Raw genomic sequence first — 821 nt, forward strand, 5'->3', positions numbered from 1 at the left:
ACCGCTTTAGACAGTTGCGAGACCTGCGTTTTGGTGAGTGCCTTAAATTGTTCTTCAACTAGCGCTAGTCTCTCGCATTCTCGCAGAAGTCGCGCTAGCAATTCGGCCGGCAACATACTGCCGTCGTAGCAGCGTACTTCGCCTGCTTCCAAGCGCCGCGCAAAATCACGATCTATCTCATCCCAGCAACCAACAGTACGCAGCAACTTACGCATTCTGTCGTGATGTTGACCTATCTCTTTTTGCAAAACGCCACGATCTCTGAGCAACTGCCGTTCCGCTTCCGCCAGCTCGGCTGGAATATGCAGTATCCGCAGACGATCTTGCTCGCCCCGCAACCATCCTCGCAAACAGTTCACCAGCATGATGGCATCGAGCCGGTCTGTCTTGGCTCGCCTAGCTTGACGTCCCACCGGGACGCTTGCCGCGTCAATCACTAAGCCGGTATAACCCATCGCATTAAGTGCGCGACAAATCCAGAAACCATCTTGACCCGCTTCGTACATCACGATCACTTTCGTGTCCGTTGGTAGCAGCCATTTCACCAGTATTTCCTGTATCACTTTTACCGCCGCCATCAGTCTGGCATGGGGTTGTTCATCTGACACAGTGATGACCGTCGGTTTTGCTCTTCTGCCGTCACTTAATCCCATTTTCCAACTGCCGTTAGAAAGTTCTAATGCCACTGCCAAAACCATTTTTTCTGCAGTAAAATCATCCCTAAGAGTCGCAAGCATGTCGTTCTCCTTAATTTGATTGGTCGAGCTTTTATTTTAAGGTTTGCTATTTGCTTGTCGACTCTTTTTTAATCATAGGATCTA

General features: G+C 49.7%; 1 protein-coding gene. It reads right to left on the reverse strand.

Annotation, left to right across the window (positions count from 1 at the left end; all coding sequences use genetic code 11):
• Window positions 1-737: IS110 family transposase (locus H8K55_RS21265; RefSeq protein ID WP_186944250.1), on the reverse strand; the 737-nt coding region annotated here is incomplete at its 3' end.
• Window positions 738-821 lie beyond the last annotated feature (84 nt).

Origin of the sequence: Affinundibacterium flavidum, from assembly GCF_014284175.1 — a bacterium.
Lineage (GTDB): Bacteria > Pseudomonadota > Gammaproteobacteria > Burkholderiales > Burkholderiaceae_D > Undibacterium > Undibacterium flavidum.